This window comes from Mycolicibacterium sp. XJ1819 (assembly GCF_053483675.1).
The window spans coordinates 79,395-99,224 of sequence record NZ_JBEFST010000013.1; the positions used below are offsets into that span (position 1 = coordinate 79,395).

The 19,830-nt window shown below is 65.3% G+C and carries 19 protein-coding genes; 7 read left to right on the plus strand and 12 right to left on the minus strand.

From position 1 onward, the window contains the following. Positions 1 to 30 precede the first annotated feature (30 nt). Positions 31 to 699, plus strand: a complete 669-nt coding sequence (locus ABQE89_RS15830) for a TetR/AcrR family transcriptional regulator C-terminal domain-containing protein (RefSeq protein ID WP_448418179.1) — start codon at positions 31 to 33, stop codon at positions 697 to 699. Here ABQE89_RS15830 and ABQE89_RS15835 read toward each other — a convergent pair. The 7 genes from ABQE89_RS15835 to ABQE89_RS15865 all read right to left on the minus strand — a co-directional run bounded on the left by ABQE89_RS15835 (position 641) and on the right by ABQE89_RS15865 (position 7,027). Next, positions 641 to 1,672, minus strand: a complete 1,032-nt coding sequence (locus ABQE89_RS15835; protein ID WP_448418181.1) for an alpha/beta hydrolase — start codon at positions 1,670 to 1,672, stop codon at positions 641 to 643. The genes ABQE89_RS15830 and ABQE89_RS15835 overlap by 59 nt on opposite strands. A gap of 3 nt (positions 1,673 to 1,675) precedes the next feature. Beyond that, the gene (locus ABQE89_RS15840; protein ID WP_448418183.1) at positions 1,676 to 2,872 is read right to left on the minus strand and encodes a cytochrome P450; all 1,197 of its coding nucleotides are present in this window, start codon (positions 2,870 to 2,872) and stop codon (positions 1,676 to 1,678) included. Between the two features lie 75 nt (positions 2,873 to 2,947). Further along, positions 2,948 to 3,838 (minus strand): SDR family NAD(P)-dependent oxidoreductase, encoded by an 891-nt coding sequence (locus ABQE89_RS15845; protein WP_448418185.1) that lies wholly within the window; start codon positions 3,836 to 3,838, stop codon positions 2,948 to 2,950. Positions 3,839 to 3,850: 12 nt separating this feature from the next. Beyond that, positions 3,851 to 4,651, minus strand: coding sequence for an SDR family oxidoreductase (locus ABQE89_RS15850; protein WP_448418187.1), 801 nt, complete (start codon positions 4,649 to 4,651; stop codon positions 3,851 to 3,853). Next, positions 4,648 to 5,397: an SDR family NAD(P)-dependent oxidoreductase gene (locus ABQE89_RS15855; protein ID WP_448418189.1), complete on the minus strand. Its 750-nt coding sequence runs from the start codon at positions 5,395 to 5,397 to the stop codon at positions 4,648 to 4,650. Before ABQE89_RS15855 ends, ABQE89_RS15850 begins: the two co-directional genes overlap by 4 nt. After that, positions 5,394 to 6,011 carry a TetR family transcriptional regulator gene (locus ABQE89_RS15860; protein WP_448418191.1) on the minus strand — a complete coding sequence of 206 codons (618 nt, stop codon included), beginning with the start codon at positions 6,009 to 6,011 and terminating at the stop codon, positions 5,394 to 5,396. The genes ABQE89_RS15855 and ABQE89_RS15860 overlap by 4 nt, the downstream gene beginning before the upstream one ends. Further along, positions 6,008 to 7,027, minus strand: a complete 1,020-nt coding sequence (locus ABQE89_RS15865; protein WP_448418193.1) for a phosphotransferase family protein — start codon at positions 7,025 to 7,027, stop codon at positions 6,008 to 6,010. The genes ABQE89_RS15860 and ABQE89_RS15865 overlap by 4 nt, the downstream gene beginning before the upstream one ends. Positions 7,028 to 7,083: 56 nt before the next feature. Between ABQE89_RS15865 and ABQE89_RS15870 the strand changes: the two genes are divergently transcribed. The 6 genes from ABQE89_RS15870 to ABQE89_RS15895 all read left to right on the plus strand — a co-directional run bounded on the left by ABQE89_RS15870 (position 7,084) and on the right by ABQE89_RS15895 (position 13,435). Beyond that, complete coding sequence (locus ABQE89_RS15870; protein ID WP_448418195.1) at positions 7,084 to 8,322, plus strand: acyl-CoA dehydrogenase family protein; 1,239 nt, start codon at positions 7,084 to 7,086, stop codon at positions 8,320 to 8,322. After that, entirely contained in the window at positions 8,322 to 8,876 is a 555-nt protein-coding gene (locus ABQE89_RS15875) for a nuclear transport factor 2 family protein (protein ID WP_448418197.1), read from the plus strand. The genes ABQE89_RS15870 and ABQE89_RS15875 overlap by 1 nt, the downstream gene beginning before the upstream one ends. A 194-nt stretch (positions 8,877 to 9,070) precedes the next feature. Next, a complete protein-coding gene (locus tag ABQE89_RS15880; protein WP_448418199.1) occupies positions 9,071 to 9,949 on the plus strand; it encodes a helix-turn-helix domain-containing protein in 879 nt (292 codons plus the stop codon). 186 nt (positions 9,950 to 10,135) lie between these two features. After that, positions 10,136 to 11,515, plus strand: coding sequence for an amidase (locus tag ABQE89_RS15885; RefSeq protein WP_448418201.1), 1,380 nt, complete (start codon positions 10,136 to 10,138; stop codon positions 11,513 to 11,515). Then, positions 11,512 to 11,661: a hypothetical protein gene (locus ABQE89_RS15890; protein ID WP_448418203.1), complete on the plus strand. Its 150-nt coding sequence runs from the start codon at positions 11,512 to 11,514 to the stop codon at positions 11,659 to 11,661. Before ABQE89_RS15885 ends, ABQE89_RS15890 begins: the two co-directional genes overlap by 4 nt. Positions 11,662 to 12,304: 643 nt before the next feature. After that, positions 12,305 to 13,435 (plus strand): alpha/beta hydrolase fold domain-containing protein, encoded by a 1,131-nt coding sequence (locus ABQE89_RS15895; protein WP_448418205.1) that lies wholly within the window; start codon positions 12,305 to 12,307, stop codon positions 13,433 to 13,435. Between the two features lie 46 nt (positions 13,436 to 13,481). Here the strand turns inward: ABQE89_RS15895 and ABQE89_RS15900 are convergent, their stop codons facing one another. From ABQE89_RS15900 to ABQE89_RS15920, 5 genes are read right to left on the minus strand one after another with little or no spacing between them, the layout of a single operon-like run. Then, positions 13,482 to 14,975 carry an MCE family protein gene (locus ABQE89_RS15900; protein WP_448418207.1) on the minus strand — a complete coding sequence of 498 codons (1,494 nt, stop codon included), beginning with the start codon at positions 14,973 to 14,975 and terminating at the stop codon, positions 13,482 to 13,484. A 1-nt stretch (position 14,976) separates the two neighbouring features. After that, positions 14,977 to 16,125 (minus strand): MCE family protein, encoded by a 1,149-nt coding sequence (locus ABQE89_RS15905; RefSeq protein WP_448418209.1) that lies wholly within the window; start codon positions 16,123 to 16,125, stop codon positions 14,977 to 14,979. After that, entirely contained in the window at positions 16,122 to 17,432 is a 1,311-nt protein-coding gene (locus ABQE89_RS15910; RefSeq protein ID WP_448418211.1) for an MCE family protein, read from the minus strand. The genes ABQE89_RS15905 and ABQE89_RS15910 overlap by 4 nt, the downstream gene beginning before the upstream one ends. Next, complete coding sequence (locus ABQE89_RS15915) at positions 17,429 to 18,802, minus strand: virulence factor Mce family protein (RefSeq protein ID WP_448418213.1); 1,374 nt, start codon at positions 18,800 to 18,802, stop codon at positions 17,429 to 17,431. Before ABQE89_RS15915 ends, ABQE89_RS15910 begins: the two co-directional genes overlap by 4 nt. After that, complete coding sequence (locus ABQE89_RS15920; protein WP_448418215.1) at positions 18,799 to 19,827, minus strand: virulence factor Mce family protein; 1,029 nt, start codon at positions 19,825 to 19,827, stop codon at positions 18,799 to 18,801. The genes ABQE89_RS15915 and ABQE89_RS15920 overlap by 4 nt, the downstream gene beginning before the upstream one ends. Positions 19,828 to 19,830: the final 3 nt, after the last annotated feature.

A 19,830-nucleotide genomic window follows, 5' to 3' on the forward strand; every position in this document is an offset into this window, starting at 1 on the left:
AAAGTAGACGACCGAACGGAGCGGGCCATCATGGCGAAGGAGACGGCGGGCTCGGCGTCGGGCACCGCCAGGCGCGGCAAGCCACCGACGCTGACCGAAGCGCAGATCATCGACGCCGCGCTGAAGATCATCCGCGCCGAAGGCCTCGACGCGTTGTCGATGCGCCGATTGTCCCGTGAGCTCGGGCGCTCCGCGATGGCGCCGTACTGGTACGTCAACGACAAAAATGAACTTCTCGACCTGGTGACGAACAAGTTGCTGTCGGAAGTCAAACTCCCCGAGCCTGATTCGGGCACGTGGGAGGAACGGCTGCGCGAAGTCCTCACCGGTATCGACGCCCGGCTGCACGATCATCCCGGGATCGCGGCGGTCATGCTCGAACGGATGCAGAACACCCACCGGCGGCTGATGAACGGGATCATGGAAATCCTGATCGAGGCGGGATTCGAAGGTGCCGAGGTGTTCCTCTCGTACGCGATGATCCACACCTACCTGTTCGGCCGCTACCAGGTCGTGGAAGTGAAAACGCCTGATCCGCAGACGGTGAATCCCGACGAGCTGGAGGACACGCTGCAGCGCCTGGTCCCCCATCTCGCCGGGATTCGCGGACGCGACTTCTTCAACTACGGCGTCGACACGATCATCGCCGGCCTGCAGGCTCAGCTTGACGCGAAGAAGCGGTCGCGACGCCGCCGCTGACCGCCTCGAACCACGCAGCGAGCCTGTCCCACAGCTTCTTCCGGGTCGAGGCGAAGTTGTGCATATGCGCCATGCGTTCGACGATGTACAGGCTCACATCGGGTGAGGCGCTGTAGGCTGCCGGTTCCCGGTGCGGCTCGGGCGCGGTGTCGCGCTCGCCCAGACCGATGAACACCGGAATCGTGAGCGCGGCCGCCTCGGTACTGATGTAGCCCGGCGAGAGCATGCCAACCACACACAGCGGCACCGTCTTGCTGCCGAATGGCGGTGACGTCTCACGGAGCGGGTACCCACCGGAGGTGTCGGCGGCGACGATGTCAGCGGGGACGTCCTCGTAGTGAAAGGGGTAGAGGAAGTCAGGAATCGCGGCCGCTGAGGCTTCCATCGAGAGCCCCTCAGGGCCGTCGTCGCGGCTGTAGTCGAATTTCTCGACGTACTGCGCGTCCTCGGCGCTGCGCTGCGGAAGGACGGTGTGGATCCCGCTGTAGCCGAGAACAGCTACAGCGTCGTAGGTTTGGTGCCTGCCCGCCATGATGACCGTGACACCGCCACCCATCGACTGGCCCATTCCGATCCGGGCCCCGACGTCGACCGCCGGGTACCCGTCAGCCAGGGTGCCGTCTCGCAGTTTTTCCGCAATCTGGCGCACCGCTGCGTCATTGGCCGCCGCGATGTCCTCGATGCGCACCACCTCGGCGACCTCCGGGGTGCTGTCGCCGACGCCGAGGTGGTCGATGGCGACCAGGATCAGTCCCTGCTCGACATGGTGGGCGGCTTGGCTGTAACCGTCGTACCCGTCAAAGTGCATGTCGTAGTAGCCGCGGGAGTACCCGCCGCCCGGCAGCGCGAACACGACCGGGTGACCGGGGACCAGGCGCTCTGGCGATGGCAGGAACGCCGTCGCAGCGATCACAAGCGGCCGATTGAGCTCACATGCCGTCGTGACGTCGATGGTCAGATCGACTTGACGCATCGATCACCTCGGCGTGAAGGTGACGGGGAGCTTCAGCACTGCGCGTACCGAGACGTTGTCGTAGACAAGGTCTTCGGGGTTCGGCACGGTGAAGTCCGGGATCCGGTTGAGGATCTCGTCGAGTGCGACCCGCAGCTCCATGCGGGCGAGATGGGAGCCGAGACAGCGGTGGGTGCCGCTGGCGAACACCATGTTCGGGGCGCGGCCGCGGTTGAAATCGACCTCCAGCGGATTGTCGTAGTGGGTGGGGTCGACGTTGGCCGCCGCCCAGATCGCGTGGATCGCCTCGCCGGCCTTGATCACCAGGCCGTCGCCGAGGTCGATGTCCTCGGTCGCGTGCCGTTGACCGGCGGGCACCGGCGACTCGTAGCGCATGATCTCCTCGATCGCGGCCGGCAGCAGCGACCGATCGGCGACGAGTCGGTCCCGCGCCTCGGGGTTCTGGGCGAGCCAAGAGATGATGCACGTCAGCGAGGACGTCACGGTGTCGAGGCCGGCGAACATCAACAGGAACATGATGTTGAGCAGGTCGAGTTCCTCGATGGGCTTACCGTCGACCTCGGAGCGCAGCAGCACCGCGATGACGTCGTTCTTCTCTTCGGTCTCCTTGCGGCGCTCGGCGAGGAACTTGACGAAGTACTCGAGCAGCTTGCCGCCGGCCACCGCCATGTTGGCCTCGATCTCCTCGAGCGTGTCGCCCTCGGGGTGGATGACCCCGTTCTTGAAGTCGAGGAAGAAGTCGAGGTCTTCGATCGGCGCCCCGACCAGCCGCAGAAAAATCAGCGACGGCAGCGGCTCGCAGAATTCGTCGTGCAGTTCTGCTTCTCCGCGTGAGAGAAACTTGTCGATGAGGTCGCCTGCCAGCGCACGGATCTGGACCTCCAGCGGGGCAATCTGCTTGGGCCCGAAGATCGGGTCGAGCAACCGTCGCCACTTCTTGTGGTCCTCACCGTCGATCTCGAGCGGGATCAGCGGGTTGTCGTTGCCGAAACTGCCGCCCTGGCCACCGTTGCCGAGAATCGCCGGGTGCCGGTTGATCTTGATGATGTCGTCGAACCGGTAGAGGGTCACCACCCCGTTGACTCGTTCCGCGCGGACCTTGCCGGCCTTCTCGCTGTAGAACGCCTGGGGGCTCGCCATCGACTTGACGTACTGCGCGATCGGCGCGAGTCGAGGGTCGAATTTCGTCGCTTGCGTCATCAGAACTCATCCTCCGGGCGGTTAGCGGGGCTGCCGATTGACCTTACACTGTAACGTGATGTGAGGCACAGTAGCTCACCTGTTCAGTTCGCTGCGCACCTCCTCGGGCAATGCCCCGGACGTGATGTCGTCGGACTGCCCCAGGTCGGTCGGGAAGATGATCGATGTCCTGGCGAATTGCCCGCCGTCGCCCGACGCGATCGTCTGCCCGGACATGTAGGCGGATTCGTCGGACGCCAAGAACAGCGCGAGATAGGCGTTGTCCAACAGCTGGGGCGGACGGTCCAACCGCAGCGGCATCGCACGGTTGTCCGGATCCCACGGCGTCATCTCCTCGTATGACTTGCCCAGCACCTCGGCGTCGGGTGGTAGCGCGAAGTTGACCGACATGCCGTGGGTGGGGCACAACGCGTTGGCCCGGATGCCGTACTTGCCCAGTTCGAGCGCGGCGGCGCGCACCAGGCCGTTGCCCGCGGCCTTCGACGCCGCGTACATCGGGAAGCCGGGATACGCCGTGAACGACGCGGCCGACGTGGTGGCCAGCAGCGTCCCGCCCCGGTTGTTGGCGATCATCCACTTTGCCGCGATGCGCCACGCGAGATAGATCCCGGTCACGTTGACCGCGAAGATGTTGTTCCAGTCGTCGAGTGTCGAGTCCACGAAGCCCTGCATGCCGAAACCGGGTTCGGGGATGCCCGCGTTGCCCCACATCACGTCGATGCGGCCGAACCGCTCGATCGTGCGGTCGACGAGTCGCTGCATGTCGGCTTCGACGCGGACGTCCGCATCCATCGCGATCGCCTCTCCGCCGTCCTCGGCGATCTGGTCGGCGACGGCCTGCGCCCGCCCGGGCACCACATCACTGACGACCAGACGAGCACCCTGCTCGGCGAACAGGCGGGCCGCGGTACGGCCGAGCCCCGAACCCGATCCGGTGATCGTGATGACCTTGTCCTCGAGTCGCATTGGTGGTCCTTTCTATCCGCGCATGCGCTGGAGTCGTTGATTCGTATGCGCCAACCAGGCGTCGTAATCGGTGGCCTTGCGCAGGAACGACGTCCCGACGCGCGGATGGGGCAGCACCAGGAACCGTCCCGCCGCCGCGGCGTCGAGCGCCTGGCGTGCGCATTGCTCCGGTTCGACGATCTCCCCCAGCGCGCCGAGGTCCGGACGGTCGGCGGCGTTCTCGTCGTCTTCGTTGCGGCCGAGCATGCCGGTGTTGACGGCGTTCGGGCACAGGCAGGTGACCTGGATGCCGCGGTGGGCGTAGTTGAGCGCCACCCACTCCGCGAACCCGAGCGCGCCGTGTTTGGTCAGCGTGTATCCCATGAACGACGGCCCGGTGATCAACGCCGCCGACGAGATGGTCTGCACCAGCCAGCCCTCGCCGCGTTCGAGCATTCCGGGAAGCACGGCCTGCGCGGCCCACACGTGGCTGAGCAGATTCACCTCGACGATGCGGCGCAGGTTGTCAGCGGACGCGGTGAGTCCGTCGCCGCTGTCGGAAAAGCCTGCGTTAGAACAGAACACCGACACCGGTCCGAATGCCTTCTCGGCGCGCGACACCAAATCGTTGACCGCCTCCGGCGACCCCACGTCGCACTCCACGGCCAGGCCGCCGATCCGTTTGGCCACCTTCTGCGCGCGCGCCGCGTTGAGGTCGGCGACCACCACCTTGGCGCTGCGCGCCGTCAACTCCTCGGCCAGGGCGCGGCCGATGCCGTGACCGCCTCCGGTGACCACCGCGCAGCGTCCCGTCAGATCCATCGTCGCGCTCACGACAGTCCGCCGTCGACAGCGAACACCTGACCAGTCGTGAAACTCGCGGCATCGCTCGCCAAATACTGTACGGCCCCGGCGATCTCGTCCGGCTGGCCGAGCCTGCCGAGCAGCGCCCTGGACGCGGCGAACTCGCGCTCGTGCGGTGGCCACGCCTTCACCACGTCGGTGTCGACGGCCCCTGGCATGACCGCGTTGACCCGGACCTTCGGCGCGAAGGCCTGGGCGAACGACTTGGTGAGGTTGTTCATGCCGGCCTTCGCCGCCGCGTAGACGATCGCGTGAGCGGCGCCCACCTGGGCGGAAATGGTGCTGACGTTGACGATTGCGCCACCGTCGGCGGCGGCCATCTTCTTACCGATCAGCGCCGTGAGCCGAAACGGGCCCTTGAGGTTGAGCGCGACGGTCTTGTCGAACAGTTCCTCGGAGATGGCGTCGACGCTGTCATAGCGCGGCGAGGATCCGGCGTTGTTCACGAGAATGTCGATTCGTCCCGCCTCCTCATAGGCACGCTGGACCAGGCGATCGCATTCCGCCCAGCGGTTCACGTTCGCCGCTATGGCCGTCGCGCGTCCGCCGGAATCCCCGATCTCAGCCGCGGTCTGTTCACATGCATCGGCGGTGCGACTGACCACGAACACGTGCGCCCCTGCCGCGGCGAGGGTTTCGGCGATGGACCTGCCGATGCCGCGGGTGGCACCGGTGACCAGGGCGATGCGACCGGTGAGGTCGAAGAGATCGTTCATGACGCTGTGGTTTTCGCATCAAATTGAGAGAGCCCGGTTTCAAGCATCCGCAACGCCTCACCGATGCGGGTGGCCGGGTCGCCGCGACCGCCCGCGGCCACCCACGCGCTGAATTCCGTTCCCGCCACGGCGTTCATCGCGGCGACAACCACCCGCGCGGTCGCCCGGCTCTTGGTCCGGGAGCCGCCGATCCGCTTGGCCACGAGTTCGACGATCTCGTCGTCGTCGACGAGCCGCCGGCCGCGGCTACGGGCCTGCAGATCGGGCGCCTGCGCCAGGATGCGGCCGAGTTGGACGACCCGGTCGCGATCCTGTGGTTCGACGTGCGAGGTGGCCAGGAAAGCCTCGCGCAACGCGGTGACGGGACCTTCGTGACGCGGACGTGCCGCCAGCGCCTCGCCTAGCCGAAGCCACAGATGGTTCTCGTATTCGAGCAGCAGCTCATCCTTGGTGGCGAAGTAGCGGAAGAAGGTTCGTTCCGAAAGTCCCGCCGCGGCCGCGATCTCGCCGACGGTGACGTTGTCGAATCCCCTCTCGGCGAACAGGTTCACTGCGATCCGACTGATGTCGTCTCGCAGTAGCCTGCGGCGGCGTTCGGTGAGCTGTTCGGTCACGTGCGGACCCCTCGGGCGAACTCGGCCGCACCACGCAGCAGCCTGGTCACATAGCCGCCCATGTCGGTGCGATCGGGATCGACGCCCGACTGCACCTGGCGAGCGTGTGAGCCCTCCAGGATGATGGCGAGCTTGAACAGCGCCAGCGCCTCGTAGTACGCCAGGCTCGAGAGATCGCGTCCGGTGCGTTCGGCATAGCGCTGCGCCATCTCGGCCCGAGACGGGTAACCGTCGACGCCGCCGGCCTGCACCGACACCACGGGCTCCTCCCCGGGTTCGGTCCAACGCGCCAGCAGGTGCCCGATGTCCAGCAGCGGATCGCCGATCGTCCCGGTGTCCCAGTCCACGATCGCGGCCAGGCGTGCCGGCGGGTCCGGCGCGACCATCACGTTGAACGGGCTGTAATCGCCGTGGATGATCCCGGGCGAGCTCATCCTCGGGGTGTTGGCCGTCAGCCAGTCACAGAGGTATTCGAGTTCGGGGAGATCTCTTGTGCGGTAGCGATCCAGCTGCGCCAACCATCTGGGCACCTGCCGCTCCAGGAAGCCGTCCGGCTTGCCCAGCCCGTCCAGACCGCAGGACCGCCAGTCCACCGACGCAAGTTCGGCGAGGCCGTCGACATAGGCCATCGCGAGATCGCGGCGGTGGGACGGAATTCCGGCAAACGGTTCCGGCAGCTCGAAGCCCGGCGTGAACCCGTCCACGACCGCCATGAGCATGAACGGCGCCCCCAGCACCGACGTGTCCCCGCAGAGCAGAACCGGTTCCGGATGCGGGACCGGGGTGCCTTCCAGTGCGGTGAGAATCCGCCACTCGCGCAGGATGTTGGACGCGCTCGGATCGTTCTTCACGGCGGGCGGCCGCCGTAGCACCCACGCGTGCTCCCCACGGCTCACCTTGTACAGCGCGTTGGCGATTCCGGTTGCCGCGCCGATGCGTTCGGCAGTCAACGGATTTCCCGCACCGGGCAGTCGATCGCCGATCCAGGCGTCGAGCCGTTCGACGTCGATGTGCATGCCCGGACGCTAACCGTGGTTGACAGTGACTGTCAATAGTGACAGCGTACGTCACCATGATCGACTTCGAGCTGCCCGAGGACGTGCGTGAGGTACGCTTGCGCGTCGCCGCATTCATCGACGAGGTGGTGCTGCCCGCCGAGCGCGAAATCGGCACCCGGCCGTTCTTCGACCTCGTCGGTGAATTGCAGAAGGTGGCTCGCGACCGGGGCCTGTGGTGCCCGTTCGTACCTGTCGAGTACGGCGGGATGGGGTTGGGGCACTTGGCGAACGCGGTGGTTCAGGTCGAGGTCGGCCGGTCGTTCACGCATCTGGCTGCGTGGGCGATGAACTGCATGGGGCCGCAGGACGCCACCATGTTGACCCTCATCGACCATGGCACCGAGGAACAGAAGAAGCGCTACCTGGTGCCGTTGGTCAACGGCGACATTCGAGTGTGCTTCGCCATGACCGAGCGCGCCGCCGGTGCCGATGCCACCGGGATGCAGACGACCGCTGTGCGAGACGGATCGTCGTGGGTGCTCAACGGTGAGAAGTGGTTCACCTCAGGCGCGTCGATTTCCCAACTGGCGCTGGTGATGGCGAAGACCGACCCGGACGCGCCCCGACACGAGCAGTACTCCACCTTCCTGGTGGAACTGCCCAACGACGGCTTCGAGATCGTGCGCAACATCCCGGTGATGGGTGAGCACGACGGCCCGTCGTACGGCGACGAAGTCACGATGGGGCATGCCGAGGTTCGGATCCGCGACCTCGTGGTGCCCGACGAGAACATCGTGGGTGGCCTTGGTCGGGGCTTCGCGATGGGTCAGCACCGGCTCGGATACGGCCGATTGCGGCACGGCATGTGGAGCATCGCCAAGGCGCAGGCCGCGGTGGACATGGCAACTGCGCGGGCATGCGAACGAGTCACGTTCGGAGAGCGCGTCGCCGACCGACAGGGCATCCAGTGGATGCTGGCCGACTGCGCCGAGAGGCTCTACCTTTCGCGGCTGATGGTGCTGCACCTCGCGTACAAGATGGAGAAGGGACTCGATCTGCGCATCGAGAACTCGATCGCCAAGACTTACATCGCCCACATGCTGATCGATGTCATCGACATGGCCATACAGATCCACGGCTCCCTGGGCTTGACCCATGACCTGCCGCTTGCTGCCTGGCTGTCCGAAGCGCGGATGAACAGGATCATCGACGGCCCCGACGAGGTGCATCGCTGGACGGTCGGCCGCGGCGTAGTGCGGGCGTTCGAGAAGACCGGCACCACCGCGTCCGCGACGGGCGGAGACCTGTTCTGATGGCCGCCCAACAGGATAAGTCGCTCGAGGCGCGTCTGCGGTATGTCGAAGACATGCTGGCCATCGGGCAACTGCCCATCAGATACGCACTGGCCGTCGACGATCGTGACGTCGACGGCTGGGTAGGATTGTTCGTGCCGGACGTCAGGGTCGGCGACGCCGTCGGACGGGATGCGCTGCGCGAGCAGATAACCCCGTTGCTACGGCAGTTCTACCGCTCGATTCACCAGATCGTCGGCCACCGCGTCGACATCGTCGACGAGCACCACGCGACGGGCAGTGTCTACTGCCGCGCCGAACACGAAGTCGGCGATCGCTGGGTCGTGATGGCGATCCGCTACGACGACGAGTACCGCAAGGTCGACGACGAGTGGTTATTCCACCGTCGCAAGGAAAAGCATTGGTATGCAGCCGATCTTACGGAAAGTCCGCAACAGGTCGGTTTCGAGGGCTGGGAACTCGCGGGCCGGCCGAATCTGCCGCGTTCGGCGTCCTGGAACGCATTCTGGGACAGCGTGGACGCCTCGCCGGTCACCGACTCACCGATCACCTGAACAGGCGCACCCTCAGCACTGTGGTCGCCACGACTCGGTCACCCTTCCCCGCGTCACGAAGCTCGACGCGGCAGGCCGTCGTCGCGACGTCGGCCGGGTAGGCCTGCCACAGCGGCGGCAGACCGTCGCTATCGTGTCCCCTAAACCTTACACTGTAATGCGAGCTGTGGCACAGGAATAAGGTGGGTAGCTGGGTGACACGGAACAAATTACGCGGTGCGTGGCCCGCCAGGCCGGTCCGCGTCGCCGCCGGGGTGGTGCATGTCGCGGTTGCCTCGCCCGCCATTCGGTTGCCCGGGGTCAGCATGGCGGGGTTCTGCGGCCGGCCCGACGCTCCCTTCGAGATGCAGATGATCCCGCACCCCGCGGTGACGGTGTTCGTCGATCTGGACGACGAGTTGCGGATCGGGGGCCCGGACGGAGCGGCACAGCGAGGCAGCGTGGTCGCCGGGCTCTGGTCCGCGGGCGTTCGGGCCGAGTTTTGTGGCAGGCAGGTCGGCTGTCTGCAGATTCGGCTGTCGCCGGTGCTCGCGCGTTCGGTGTTGGGCGCCGGCTCAGAATTCAACGCAACCGTCGTCACACTCGAAGATCTCTGGGGTCGCGAAGCCACGCGAACCCAGGAGCAGTTGCAGGCTGCCGGCTCATGGGACGAACGCTTCGCAATCGCTGCGGCCGCGCTCGCTCGACGGCGCGACGTCGGTCCCGCAGTGGATCCAGAAGTCGCCTTCGCCTGGCGGCGGGTGATGACGACCCGGGGTCGGGCCCGCGTCGGGCCGCTCGCCACGCAGGTCGGGTGGAGCCGCGAACGGCTGTGGTCCCGGTTCCGGAGCCAAATCGGCCTCACGCCCAAGCGCGCCGCGCGGCTGGTCCGTTTCGACTACGCCGCACACCGACTCGCCGCCGGCCACAGCCCCGCCATGGTCGCGGTGGAATGCGGTTTCGTCGATCAGTCCCACCTCTACCGAGATGTGATGGAGTTCGCGGGCGTGACACCCACGGCGGTGGGGGCGGCGCCCTGGCTTGCGGTCGACGACATCGCTTGGCCCGCCGACGAGCAGACACGCAAGGGGTGATGGGCGCGGCGGCGACGACGGCTGCGTAGCCCGGCTGGCAAACATTTCTACAAGACACCCAGCGCCGTCCCCGCGATGCTGGCACTCGTGTCTCTGCGACGATTCGAATCCGGCGCCGGCGAAGCCTCCCCAGCTCGTCGGTGTCAGACGATCACCGACGCAGCCCATTCGCTGCGGAGCGGGGCGGTGACAGCCACCGATCTGATTGAGGACGCGATCGCGGCAGCCGATGCCGACGACGAGCGAATCGGGGTATTTCTCTCGCGCTTCATCGAATTCGCGCGTGCGCGTGCCGCACACGTCGACGAGAAGATCGCTGCCGGTCTGCCGCTAAAACCACTCGACGGCATTCCGCTGGGCATCAAGGACATCCTTGTCTGCTCCCACGGCCCCACCACGGCGCAGAGCTTGGTTCTCGATCAGGCCTGGACCAGATCGGTCGGCACATGCACCGTGGTGCAGCGGCTCGAAAGGGCTGGCGCGATCGTGACCGGAAAGACCACCACATTGGAGTTTTCCGTCGGCCCCCCGGATCCCGAGAAACCGTTTCCTGTTCCCCGCAACCCGTGGGACACCGATCGCTGGGCAGGCGGTTCGAGTTCGGGCTCGGGCAGCGGCGTGGCGGCGGGCATGTTTCTCGGTGCAATCGGCACCGACACCGGCGGTAGCATCCGAGTTCCCGCCGCCTTCAACGGCGTCAGTGGCTTGATGCCGACGTTCGGCCGGGTGCCCAAGTCGGGCGTGGTGCCGCTGGGATTCACCGTCGACCACGTCGGCCCGATGGCCCGATCGGCCGCCGACTGCGCACTCCTTCTGACGATCATCGCCGGCGCCGACGCAGCCGATCCCTACAGTTCCCCGGCCTCAGTGCCTGACCACTCCAAAGCGCTCACGGGCGATCTGTCCGGTGTCACCGTGGGTGTCGACAACCTCGATCGCTACGCGGCTGGCGGGATCGACCCCAGACAGCCCGAACTATTCGCCGCCGCGGTACGCGTACTCGAGGACGCAGGCGCCACGACCGTTCCGGTGGAGCTACCCCTGTACACCGAGCTGACCGCCATGACCATGATCGTGATGCTCGCCGAAGCCCATGCCTACCACCGCCCGACGCTGCAGTCCCGGTGGGAGGACTACGGCCGGGGCACCCGCATCGCGCTGGCGGCGGGTGAAGCGGTCACCGGGGCCGATTATGTACAGGCGCAACGTGTTCGTCGCGTTGCGCGGCAGCGGATTGCCGAACTGTTCGCGCACGTCGATCTCGTCGTGACGCCGACCGGTCATCTCGGTGCACCCCGGATTGACACCATCATGGACCATCTCAACCTCACAGCGCTCAACCCGACGAGCGCGTCAATGCACACGTTCTACTGGAATCCGCTTGGCAACCCGACGCTTGCCGTGCCGATCGGCCTCTCCAGCGAGAACACACCCCTCTCGATGTCCATCAGCGGACGGCCGTTCGCAGACGCCGACGTGCTGCGCGCAGGCGACGCATATCAACGGCGCACCACCAACCACCTGTTGATCCCAACGGCATGCCAACAGCGAAGGACCCCGCGATGACCCCGCTGACGCGCTGGTCGTCCTCGGAGGAGGAAACCGCGGCCATCGAATCCCTTGCCAGCGCAATACGTTCGGCCGCAGAGCTTTTCCACCAGGTCGAAGACGCCCGTTACACGGAACCGAGCGGCGGGCACGTCATCGACTAACCCACACCTTCAGGGAAGGACACAGATAATGCCCCATATCATGAGCACGATTCCCAACTCTGGGACTCAGAGCGGTGTCGCGCGCCGCTCAAGCGCGGCGTCGTTCATCGGAAGGGTCGGCGGTCTCGCTGTGGCCCTGGGTGTCGGATTCGGCGTGTTGTCCGGATTCGCCGGTGGCATAGCGCGGGCGGACACCGCGGACGCGTCATCGTCTTCGTCATCGTCATCGGCGGACTCGTCATCGTCGTCGGACTCGATGTCCTCCGCGAAGAGCTCGGAGACAGGGTCAGCGACTACGGAAAAGGCGACGAGCGCCAACGCGAGCAGGAATGCCACGAAACGCGCTGGCCGAGAACGGGACCGAGACGAAGACACGGTCGACCATTTCAGTATCGGGGACGACACCCATGACCCCGATGACGCGGCACGTGCGGAGGGACACGGCAAGTCGACGAAACCGACCTCCCGAGTCGGCGCCACCCAAGTCGTCGCTCGACGATCCCCGGGAGACACGATCACTGACGATGCCGTCACCGCCGCCACCCCGGTAACTCCGAAAGTCACAGAGACTTCCGCCCCCTCCCCCAGCTCGACGAGCCTAGCCGTAGCGGCCGGCACGCCTGCGGGCACGGTGGCGAAAACGGTGTCCACCGTGCTCACCTCGATACTGACGCCATTTGCTCCGATGTCCGACGTGCCGGGTGATACCCGAGGCCCGATCTCCTGGGCACTGCTGGCTTTAGGCCGCCGTGGATCCGAAAGTCTCGATTCCGTTGTCACAACCGACCGTGCGACAGCGGCTGTCACCGCCACGGCTGCCACCGGTCCGTCAACCGCGACACCCCTGACCCAGGCCGAATACGATGCCGCGTTCACCGCAGCACCGCCGTCGCTGTTCGCCAACCTCGAAGTCTTGGCCCTTCGAGCGGTGCACGACGTCTTGCAGTTGGTGGGGATCGACAGCAGAACGCTGATCCGCGAAGTCGTCGGGCTTGCCTCCGCCACCCGCCCGCCGTTCTTCTTCACATTCGGCCAGCGGGTCCGGCAATCCGAGTTCGAAGGCATGCAGGTGTGGGAAATCGCACCGTCCGATCCATCGGGCAAGTACGTGGTGGCGATTCACGCAGGCGGATTCAGCTTGCAGCCCAGCATCCCGCACTGGCTCTACTACTCACAGATGGCCCGCAGCACAGGCGCCACGGTGGTCGTGCCCATCTACCCGCTTGTGCAGGACGGCGGCACGGCAGGCACCGTGGTGCCTGCGATCGCCGACCTGATCGAGCAGCACGTCGAGGACCACGGCGCCGAAAACGTCAGTGTCTTCGGCGATTCGGCCGGGGGAACGATCGCACTTGCGGCAGCGCAGCTGTTGGCCGGTCGAGGCGCCACCCAACCGGCTTCCATGGTGCTGGCATCCCCAGTGCTGGACCTCACATTCAGCAATCCGAACCTCGCGCTTGCCGACGACCCGCTGGCTGACCCCGATGAGGGCAGGCGCGTCGGTCGCTTGTGGGCGGGTGACCTGTCCCTCACCGATCCAATGGTGAGCCCACTGTACGGCTCACTCGACGGGCTGCCGCCGACCTACGTTTACGAAGGGTCCACATCGGTGCTCGCTCCGGATGGACTTGTCCTAAAACAGCATGCCGAGGCCCAGGGTGCACCCTTCACCTTCGTACTGGCCCGCAATCAGCTGGAGGACTGGGTCCTTTACCCGTTCGGCGATGGACTGAAGTACACGCGACAGATCCGCGAACAGCTCGGGCTGGTTTGATCGGGCGAGAACGCCCTGACAACTCGGGGTAGGTCTCCCGCTGCGCTCAATTGGTCGGCGGAACAAGCATGGACTGCCAATTCCCTTGTGCCGCACCCCGGACCAGGTCGGTTTGCGTGTAGATGCGGCCGTCGGGTCCGACATAGCGACCACTTGCCGGGTCGTACTCGGCGACGGGTAGCGCGGGTGCCCCAGCACCAGTCGGCACCTGTGCCCCCTGTCCCGGCGCCGGCGGAGGGATTCCCTGCGACGGAGCGAGAGCCTCGGATCCGGGCGGCAGTTGTGGAATGTCTTGTCCAGACAACGTGGCGTTCGGGTCACCCTTCCAGTTGTTCCCCTCGTTGAGTGGCACGTACTGCTGGTCGCTCTCACACATCCACACGAACGGCGCACGCTTACCCGGATCCGCCAGGCACGGATAGTTCTTCGCGCCGCGAACATTCCACATCGAATCCTGCGGCGTCCGACAGTACAGGCCACCCGGCGGGCGGGGCGGCGCGTCCTCCAACACCGGACTGCGCTTTTGTTGTGTCGGCAGGAATCCGGTCAGGCACGCCGGGGGCAGGTTCATGTTCAGGTTGAAGTCCAGAAAGAAGCCACGATAGTCGCCCTTGGTGCGCAGATTCGGCACCAGACCCGCAGCCGGGGCGGCCACGCCTTGCGGCAACAGCACCAGTAGCTGCTCGATGGCCGGTTGGTAGACGATCGCCACCTTCTCGACGCTGACGAGATTGGCCAGCAGGATCGGCAGGGTGGGCTTGACCCGATCGAAGAGCGCCCGTACCTCGTCGACCGCCTGCGGCCCCTTCTCGAGGACTCCCGCCAACGCGGTGTCTTCGGTCTGCAGCTGACCCGTGATCGTCGCCAGATTCGCCGCCCATGCGTGAATTGCGTCCGCAGTGTCGATTTGCGAATCCAGAACCGGTTGGGACTGATCGATCAGGGTGGTGAGCGCCGCGCGGTTCTCGCCGGCGCCGATCGCCACTGATGTCGCGCCCTGCACCAGCCGGGAGAACTCAGGGCTAAGACCTGCCAGTGCGGTATAGCCCTCGTCGATGACGGTCTTGAGATTCTCGTTCGGGATGGCTTCCACGCCGCGGTTGGCGGCGTCAAGCAGGGTACTGATGTCCGGAGGAACCTCCGTGCGGTCCTGCGGGATCACGTCGCCGTTCCTCAACGGAACGGTGTCGCCTTCTTTGGGTGTCAACGCGACATACTGCTCGCCGATAGCCGTCGCACTGTGCACCGCCGCCTCCACGTCCGAGGGAATCGGGATATCCGACCTCAACGAAAGGTCCGCCTCGACGCCTTTGTCCGTCAACAGCACAGCGGTCACCCGGCCGACAGTCGTGCCGCGATAGGTGACATTGCTGTTGGCATACAGGTTCCCAGACTCAGCCAGTTCCACCCTCACGGTGTAGCGGCCGACCCCGAACAGGTTCGACGGCAGCTTCATGTACGACAGCGCGACATAGCTCATCGCGGCCACTGCCACCACAATGAAGATCGCGAGCTGAATTCTGATCGTCCTCGTCAACATCTCACGGCCCCTGGTCCCAGCGGTACGGAATGATCAGCGGGTTGCCCGCGGTATAGGGACTTGGCAGTTGGCCGATGGTGCGCCCCCACTGCAGCTCCAGCTCGGTCAGATCGCCTTCCCACCGCGTACCGGTGAACAGCCCGGAGTCCAGCCGACTGAGCGTCAAATCCATGACCAACGTCAGATTGCAGTAGTCTCCGCGGCACCAGTTCTCCAGGGTCTCGTTGGGCCATGGGTAGGTTGCCAGCATGCTCAGCGAGCGGGTGAGTGCGGGTCCGGCATTTGCCAGCGAATCCACCACCGGCCCAAGCTGATTCAGCTCCGCGACCAAGCTGTCGGTGATGCCGTCCACGGTGTCGGCGGTCAGCCCGCTGAACTCACCCAATCGGTCGACTGCGTCGGCGAGCTTGACGCGATTGTCCTTCAGCACCGCCAGGGCATCGGGCAGGGTCTTCAGCGCCCGATCGACCACGGGGTCGGCCGCGCTGAACTGTCCCACCAAACCGTTGAGCTTCTCAGTGGCGGAGATGATGTCGCCGCTCTGGTCGTCCAAGTAGGTCACAAACCGTTCGAGTTGGTCGACCAGGCTCCTGACGTCCTGCTCTCGGCCGCTGAACGCTGTGCTCAACGCCTTGGTGACGTCCTGAAGCTGACCTAGCCCGCCTCCATTGAGCAGCATCGACGCGGCCGCGAGCGTGTCCTCGGTCGAGGGATAGGAACCCGTCGAGGTCAGCGGGATCAGCGAACCTTGATGAAGCTTGCCCTTGGGCACCACGGTCGTAGGTGCCGCGAGCTCGATGTGCATCGAACCCAACAGGCTGGTCTGTCCCAGTGTGGCGACGGCGTTCTCCGGTAGGTCCACATCGCCGGAGAGTCGGACGATGACCAACGCATGCCAGCCCTGCCGCTGGATGTCGACGACGTTGCCAACCGTCACGTCCCCGACCCGAACCCGCGAGTTCTCCTGGAGATTGGACACATCGGGCAGCTGAACATGCACGGTAAAGGACCCGGGACCGCGACCTGCGGTTCCGGGTAACGGCAGCGAGTTCAGCCCCTGCCAGTCGCACCCACCCGCGGCGGCCAGTGCGGCCAGGACCAATACGACCGTGACAACGCGTCGCCAACGGCGCACCGGGATTCCGATCATGACCCACCTCCCGGCGGCACCATCATCCCGGTCAGGCCCGCGGCCGGATCGGTCGGCGTCGCCCCGCTTGGCAGCGGTGGCGGGGCCTGGTTCGCCGGTAGCGGCCCCTCATAGAAATCGCGCACCCGGCCGGCCTCGGTCAGCGGCCGCAGCCAGTCCTCACTGAAGGTCACCTCGTTGGGTCGCGCTTGCGGGCCAACGAAGAAGTTCTCGCCGATGGGCAGGAAGTTGTACTGGCGGTTCTTGATGATTGGCGCCAGATACTGCACGCATAGCTTCGCGGACTGTTCGGCGCCCAGTCGCGAGGCCGCCTGTATGGCACTACAGATGAACTGGACCGTGTTGGCGAAGTTGTTGGGCGCGAAGGTGCCGGTCAACGAGGCGTGTGCGGGTTCGTAGATGTTGAGGAAATTCTGGAAGGCGTTGGGCGCGACGTGCAGCGTCTGCTTGACGTCGTCGAGGCTTTCGACGAGTGCTTGGGAGATGGACGACAACTTGTCTGCTGCTATGCCGACGGGCTCCCGATTCTCCGCGACGAAGGTCTGCACGTCGCTGAGGGCGCCGTTCAGGTCCTTCACCGCGTCCCCGATCTCATTGAAATCGTCAGAGAGAAGGTCCGTGGCCGAGGCGAGATTGACGTTGAGCTGACGCATCAGACCGGTGCTGGTGCGAAGCGCGGAGACGAGTACCGACAGGTTCTTCAGTGCGCCGAAAACGTCGGTGCTGTGATCGCCTAGGATCGAGAGCGCACCAGACAGCTGGATCAGCGTCTGGCGGAGGTTCGCGCCCTCGCCGCGGAGGTTGTTCGCGGCGGTGTTGACTAAGGTGCCCAGCGTGCTGACCCCGCCGGGTTGTGTGGGTTGCAGCATCTGCGTCAACTTCTCCAGTTGCTCACGCAGATCGTCGAATTCGACTGGAACCGCGGTGCGCTCCTGCGGAATGACGGTGCCGTCGCGCATCACGGCCCCCGAGGTGTATGCCGGTGTGAGTTGGATCGCTCGCGCCGAAACCAGTGTCGGGTTGATGATCACGGCGTTGGCTTCGGCGGGCACCTTGTACTTGGCGTCGACGTGGAAGGTGATCTTCGCGCGTTGGGGCTGCGGTTCGATCTTGTCGACCGAGCCGACGGGCACACCGAGGATCATCACATCGTCGCCCTCGTAGAGGCCATTGCTGTTGTCGAAGTAGGCGATCACCTCTGTTCTGCCGGTCCGCGTGTGATTCAGCACGACCATGACCACAGCGGCCGCCAGACAGACGACGAGCAGCACGGCGACGGCAACCCTGCCGGTGCGGTTAATACTCACGGCATACCTCCCACTCCGCCCGGGCTTCCCGGCGGCGGTGTGACAGGAGCCCCGGGCTCGCCAGGTGCCGGTTCGTACATCGGCCGCGGTGTCGGCTCGGGCGTCGATCCGACTCCGGGCGTCGGCGCCGGCGGCCCGGGCGGTGGTCCTCCTGGCGGTGGGGCAGGCGGCGGCTCACGGTAGGGATAACAGCCGGGCCCGGGCATCGGTATGCCGGGCAACCCGCACGCCTGATCGTCCGGGTTTCCCGTAATGGCGTCGGGTATGGTCAGGCGCGGCTCCCCGCCCTGCCCGGTGCGCGGGTAGGGCTGCGGCAGCGCAGGTATGGCTTTCTGTCCGGTTTGCGGATCGGTCAACTCCGACGGCAGTGCCGTGGCGGGGTCCAGCCCCAGATCGGAGAATGCTGCGTCGATGAAAGGCTGGAGGAATTGGCCGGGCAACAGATTCGCCACATAGGCGTTGAAAAACGGACCCGAGCTCACCGATTCACCGAGCGACAACTGATAGTCGTTGAGCATCTTGATCGACTGCTGCACTTTCTCCTTGCGGTCATCCACAATGGTGAGCACGCCGTTCACCTTGTCCAGAGCCGGTCGCAGCTGCTGGCGATTCTCGGCGATCAGACCCGACAGTTGCTTACTCAGGGCCGACAGGCGACCCGAAATCGAGTCCAGGGCACTGCTTTCCGAGAGCAGTTGTGCGAGCAGGGCGTTGGCATCCCGAATCAGGCCGACCACCTGATCGGTGCGTTTGGCCAGCACCGTTGTCGCCTTGTTGGCGTTGACGAGCAGAGTGCGAAGCTGTTGGTCACGGTTGTTCAGGGTCTTTGAAAATCGCGTCAAGCCCTCGACGGCACCCCTGAGAGCCGGCGGCGTGTCCTGGAATGTCTGCGACAACATCTCCAGCGACTCCGACAGGCGGCCGGTGTCGAGGTCGTTGATCGTGGAGGCGAGATCGCCGAGGGCATCGGGCAGCTGGTAGGGCGACCGTGTCCGCTCGAGCGGGATCGGATGGGACAGTTGCCCGTCCCCACGAGGCGATACTTCTACGATCTTGGTGCCCAAAAGCGTGTCTGTCTTGATCGCCGCTTCGGTGCGGTCTCCGAGACGTACGTCGTCAGATACCTTGAACCTGACGAGGACTCGCGGTCCTTCGAGCTCGACGTCGGAGACTTCGCCCACCTCGGCCCCCGACACCTGCACCTTCGCCCCCGGATGCAGCGCCCCTGCCTCGGCGAAGTATGCGCTGTAGCTCTTGCCCGTATCGACAAACAGGCTCTTGTACTGCAGGCTCGCCATGACGACGGCGGCCGTGACCGCGATGCCAACTGCACCGACGAGAATTGGGTTGCGTTCGCCGAACGTCTTCATCTGGGCGTGCACCGCCCTGTGTGTTGGCCGAGAACCTTGACGTACACGGGTTGTCCGCCCTTCCCGTTGAGCTTGAGGATCGCGTCACACAGGTAGAAGCTGAAGAAGTCGCCGTAGAGACCCTGCCGGTTGAGGATCTTGTATTTGTCGGGCAGTTCGTCGATCAACCGCTCGACATACTCGTGGTCGGCGACGATGATGCTCGTCGCGCGATCCAACTGGTGGACCGTGTTTTGCAAGGGCGGCCGTGCGCGGGAGAGCAGGCTCACCACGGAACCGGAGACGGCGTCGATATTGGCCACCCCTTCGCTGATCTCCGCCTTGCGCTCGGCCAGCCCCGCGACCAGCTGTGAAAGCGAGTCCAATGCGCTGTCGAACTGCCTACTCTCATCACCAAGCGATCCGAGGAGAATGTTGAGGTTGTCGATCACGTCTCCGATGAGTTGATCGCGATCGGCCAAAGTGCTGGTCAGCGAAGCAGTTTGGGTAAGAATTGAGTTGATGGCAGGCCCCTGTCCCTGAAGGGCAGCGATCAACTGTCCTGTCAAGGAGTTGACTTGATCCGGGTCAAGGGCACGAAACAGCGGCCGGAATCCCCCGATCAGCGCGTCGATGTCCAGGGCGGGTGCGGTCCTGTCCAGCGGAATAGTCTGCCCGGGCTGCAGGGGTTTGACGCCCCCCGCGCCGTCCTCGAGCGCGAGGAACCGATCACCCACCAGATTCTGGTACCGGATCGTGGCCTTGGTGCCCTCGGTGAGGACCACCGAATCGTCGGTCGTGAACTCCACATTCACGGTGGCGTCATCACGCACCGTCACCTTTTTGACCTTGCCGACCTCCACGCCGGCGATCCGGACGAAGTTGCCGCCCCTCAGCCCGCTCACGTCGCTGAAGACGGCGTTGTACGTCTTCTCCGGCTGGAATCTCACCTGTCCGAACACCGCGACGATCGCCACGATGCCGAGCGAGCAGACCGCCAGAAAGACGGCCACCCGCCACAAAGTGCCGGCTCTGTTCCGTCTCATCAT

Coding starts and splice junctions, on each gene's coding strand:
- ABQE89_RS15830 (WP_448418179.1), top strand. CDS start 31: ATGGCGAAGGAGACGGCGGGCTCGGCGTCGGGCACCGCCAGGCGCGGC.
- ABQE89_RS15835 (WP_448418181.1), bottom strand. CDS start 1,672: ATGCGTCAAGTCGATCTGACCATCGACGTCACGACGGCATGTGAGCTC.
- ABQE89_RS15840 (WP_448418183.1), bottom strand. CDS start 2,872: ATGACGCAAGCGACGAAATTCGACCCTCGACTCGCGCCGATCGCGCAG.
- ABQE89_RS15845 (WP_448418185.1), bottom strand. CDS start 3,838: ATGCGACTCGAGGACAAGGTCATCACGATCACCGGATCGGGTTCGGGG.
- ABQE89_RS15855 (WP_448418189.1), bottom strand. CDS start 5,397: ATGAACGATCTCTTCGACCTCACCGGTCGCATCGCCCTGGTCACCGGT.
- ABQE89_RS15865 (WP_448418193.1), bottom strand. CDS start 7,027: ATGCACATCGACGTCGAACGGCTCGACGCCTGGATCGGCGATCGACTG.
- ABQE89_RS15870 (WP_448418195.1), top strand. CDS start 7,084: ATGATCGACTTCGAGCTGCCCGAGGACGTGCGTGAGGTACGCTTGCGC.
- ABQE89_RS15875 (WP_448418197.1), top strand. CDS start 8,322: ATGGCCGCCCAACAGGATAAGTCGCTCGAGGCGCGTCTGCGGTATGTC.
- ABQE89_RS15890 (WP_448418203.1), top strand. CDS start 11,512: ATGACCCCGCTGACGCGCTGGTCGTCCTCGGAGGAGGAAACCGCGGCC.
- ABQE89_RS15900 (WP_448418207.1), bottom strand. CDS start 14,975: ATGTTGACGAGGACGATCAGAATTCAGCTCGCGATCTTCATTGTGGTG.
- ABQE89_RS15905 (WP_448418209.1), bottom strand. CDS start 16,125: ATGATCGGAATCCCGGTGCGCCGTTGGCGACGCGTTGTCACGGTCGTA.
- ABQE89_RS15915 (WP_448418213.1), bottom strand. CDS start 18,802: ATGAAGACGTTCGGCGAACGCAACCCAATTCTCGTCGGTGCAGTTGGC.
- ABQE89_RS15920 (WP_448418215.1), bottom strand. CDS start 19,827: ATGAGACGGAACAGAGCCGGCACTTTGTGGCGGGTGGCCGTCTTTCTG.